At 53.5% G+C, this 3,570-nt stretch carries 2 protein-coding genes; both read right to left on the bottom strand.

Features of this window, described 5'->3' with window-relative positions; translation table 11 throughout:
- Positions 1 to 189 precede the first annotated feature (189 nt).
- Positions 190 to 1,197, bottom strand: coding sequence for a glycosyltransferase family 2 protein (locus CRT23_RS27295; protein WP_103712602.1), 1,008 nt, complete (start codon positions 1,195 to 1,197; stop codon positions 190 to 192).
- A 109-nt stretch (positions 1,198 to 1,306) separates the two neighbouring features.
- Entirely contained in the window at positions 1,307 to 2,284 is a 978-nt protein-coding gene (locus tag CRT23_RS27300; RefSeq protein WP_103712603.1) for a sulfotransferase, read from the bottom strand.
- Between the last annotated feature and the right edge of the window lie 1,286 nt (positions 2,285 to 3,570).

Genomic DNA, 3,570 nt, shown 5'->3' on the forward strand with positions numbered 1-3,570 from the left:
AGCCACCCGCGGGAGCGATCGCGCCGCCATCGTGTTCGACTGGATTGGCACATGACGAGGGGGATGCGGTCTGCGGCTCGGGATCGGCCGAGGTCCAGGCCGACGGCTCGCGTCGCGGCAAAATCCGCGTCCATCGCGGCGACGAAATCCCCTCATTGCCCGCCGTTGGCCGACTTCTTCAATACCCTACTAAGTAATTTTTTTGTATTCTTTGAAACGATAGCCCACCAGCCCTGTGATCATTCCAAGGCCCCGACCGATATCGCAAAGCCCTCGAACAAGCCCAACTTTACTAAACATCGGCAACGCAAGCAGCAGCTTTACCAAACCAAGACTAGCCCGCAGAACGGACTTAGTTAAGCGTCTTACCACGCTTCTCAGAGAACGATCTAGCTCCAAATCACCTAGACTGAGTGTATTACCAACACGGAACTGCCGCCTCACTATGTATGAAACGTTCGCTCTGCTAAGCGGAACGTCTTCGTGAACTACAGCCTCGTTTGCGTAGGTGATCACTGCGCCAAGTTTAGATGCTTGTCTAAAAAAGAACTGATCTTCTCCTCCCGTAAGTCCCAACTTTATATCGAAGCGTAATCCGAGTCGGCGTACCATCGCGCAACAAATGAGCGCGTTTCCAGTCATTCCGTCCCTTAACGTCGTTCCTGTAGAGTAGCGAGGAAGATTGAAAAATTCACCCTCTATTATCCACCTAGGAGTTCCACTTGAATAACTCGGTAAAACTGGTCCGATAACGATGTCTGCTTGAAATTTTTGCTGAGAGATCATCAGGCCCTCTAACCAACCCGGCTCTGGATATTCGTCATCATCAATAAATGCGGCAAGGTCCGACGCCAGAAGTGCGTATTCCAGGGTCCTATTGCGGGACTTTGCAATGTTACGCTCTATTTCTACCGCATAGTGAAGGCCGCCCTTGAGCCGTCCTTCGTGCATCCGACATATCTCTTCAGCTGATTGAAACTTATCATTGTCTACAACAATAATTGATATTTGCGGAGCGTCGATAATTTTAAATTCGAGTTTCTCAATTGAACTCAGCAGTCTGTCGAGCTGCTTCGGACGGAGATAGGTGCATATACATATCGCGACAGCTTTCTTTTTCGGCGACAGTTGTTTTTGCCGCGGGTCGAAGGCCGCAAGGGGAGCGGCCTTACTTTCAAAAGGGTCATTCTTAACCATTTAACTACCTTTAAGCCATCACACTAAAACAATCCGGGGGCACGTTTCACCTCAAGATATATCGCATAATGCAGCGCTTTGTCGGAGCTCAAAGCCCCTCCTTACTGTGCTACCAATCTAAATTATTTTCGTACCCAGCTCGGATTAACGTCTCACCCGCCGCATTCTTAAATTGATCCTTCCGATTTTTACTCCAATTTTTCCAGCGCCCTATTGGTTGGAAGTCCGCGCTTTTTTCATGAGGCTGCCAGCGCTGCGCATCAGCGGATTGACTAGTCGACGATCCTCTCACAGGCAATTTTGCCAGTTGGTCGAAATCATATTTATCCAATTCTAGACCGAAATGATTTAATAATTTTGTAATCGTCTGATCTGGCCGAAGCACCAGCTCTTCATAACGAACAACCATTGCATTTGTATGCTGCTGCTCACCTTCGGTTATCTCCAAAATTGCTTCGCAGCCAAATTTCCACTCATTGCTAATCTGCTTCAATGTTTTGCGCCGTAGCCAGTCACCAAACGTTTTTTGGCTAGACTCAGCAACATCACGGCCGTCTCGCAAGCACAAAGCAAGCATGTCATTGGGAAAGAGATATCTAAACAGCCCCAAGTTGTGAACATGTGGATCTTTGAATAATAAGCGCTTGCCGCCTGCAGCATCCTGCATACATTTGAGCCACCCCGAGGCTAAATAGGAAAGAAATTCGTAACGGTGCATTACTTCTTTATTGGGAGGAAACATGAATTGGAATTCGCGCTGTAATGCCGCAGTACTTTTTGCAACCGAAAGCAGCGGAAACTCCCACAGACGCTGTGGATAGGGGACAACGTCGGGATGTAAGGAGAGCGCGTCAGCTAGGAAATTTGTACCTGAGCGCGGAAGAACACCATGAATAAAGATAGCAGGAGTATAGGAAGTGCCCCGCAGGCTCATCGCAATTTCAGACATTCTTTTCACATCAGCCGGCGCTACATCGGGGAAATAATCTTCCCTGCGAGCAGTTGACTGAGATAAAACACGAGCAGCGTATCGCGGCAGTTGCTCAAGACGAGCGTAGCTGAGAATTTCCCGTAAGTCGTTTCTCATTCCAAAATATCCTTCCAAATACCAGAACCACGTTCTGAATCTGTGCCAAGAAATCTTTCCCGCCTCGACATATTTGATAGATCACACGCGAGCAAGCGGACACCTCGAAGAACCGCGCAATCGAGGGAAGTTGGCCATCGATTTAACGCTGCTTGCAGATCTGGCGTGATTGGACTGGGGTTCTGGCAGTGGTCGTAAACCGGCTTAGGAGCCTATCCCGAGGTTGCCCCAAGCCGCCACCGGTTGGACTTCGACTCAGAGGAGGCGCTCGAGGCTGTAGGCGGGGCTGGCGAGCCCACTCTTGGTGCGGGCTTGGGCTAGACTTATGGTCGGTGTGAACAGGCCGAAGCGGTGCCTCTGATCGGCAAAGATCGTCTCGACGGCCGATTAGACCTTGGAGCGGGTGCCGTTAGCCTTATGCTGCGACAGCGTCAGGTCGCGGCCAGGCTGCCGGCGGAAGTGGATCTTCGAGCGTCGGCCATGCTTGGCGAGATGAGCTTCGTTGGTCTTCGAGCGGTAGGCTATGTCGACCCATAGGTCCCTCTCGTGTTGGCCGCGCCGCGGACGTTTGCCCGTTGCGCCCCGTCATGGGCGGTCGCGCTGATGACGGCGCAGCGACGGACGAACCCGTGCTTGCGGTCGAGCGAGACGTGCGCCTTGTACCTGAACATCGGTACGGCGATTCTGGACCTTGGCCCTTGTTTCGTCTGCCTTCGCGGTCCCGCCTTGGCCCGCTTCAGCGTAAGCGGCGTTTCGACAGCCCCTTTTGGCTGACGCTGTGACGCGGGACATTTGGCGCGGATTTGAGCCTCCGTCCCCTGTCGATCTCAGGGCGTATAGCTATGTTGGAACCGTTTCGGCGACTGGAGCTATTTACCGGGGCCGGTAGGCGGCGAAGCTGGTCAGCGGATGAGAAGGCAGCCATCGTTTCCGAGAATGAGGCGACACGCGTGTCGATCCGCGCTGTTGCGCTACGGCGTGGCCTGAGCGCCTCACAGCTGTTCACGTGGCGCCGGCAAGCGCGTTGCGCGCTCGTGTCGTGCAGTCTGGAGGATGGGGTGCGGTTTGTGCCTGCCCTGCTTACGCTCGAACCGCGCCAGCCGATGAGTGACAAAACAGAGGTATCGGCGCGTCGCGAGCCTGCGCCCTGCACCGGCATTGAAGTGGAGCTCGCGGGTGCTAGGGCGCGCATCGGCCCTGTCCTTACCGCCTGCACACCATCCTGACCGACAACGTCCTACGTAGCGAGGAAGGACGGCTGGCTAGGCAACAGGTCTCCGTCCGCG

The sequence above is a fragment of the Methylobacterium sp. V23 genome (assembly GCF_002917135.1).
Lineage (GTDB): Bacteria > Pseudomonadota > Alphaproteobacteria > Rhizobiales > Beijerinckiaceae > Methylobacterium.

Coding starts and splice junctions, on each gene's coding strand:
- CRT23_RS27295 (WP_103712602.1), bottom strand. CDS start 1,197: ATGGTTAAGAATGACCCTTTTGAAAGTAAGGCCGCTCCCCTTGCGGCC.
- CRT23_RS27300 (WP_103712603.1), bottom strand. CDS start 2,284: ATGAGAAACGACTTACGGGAAATTCTCAGCTACGCTCGTCTTGAGCAA.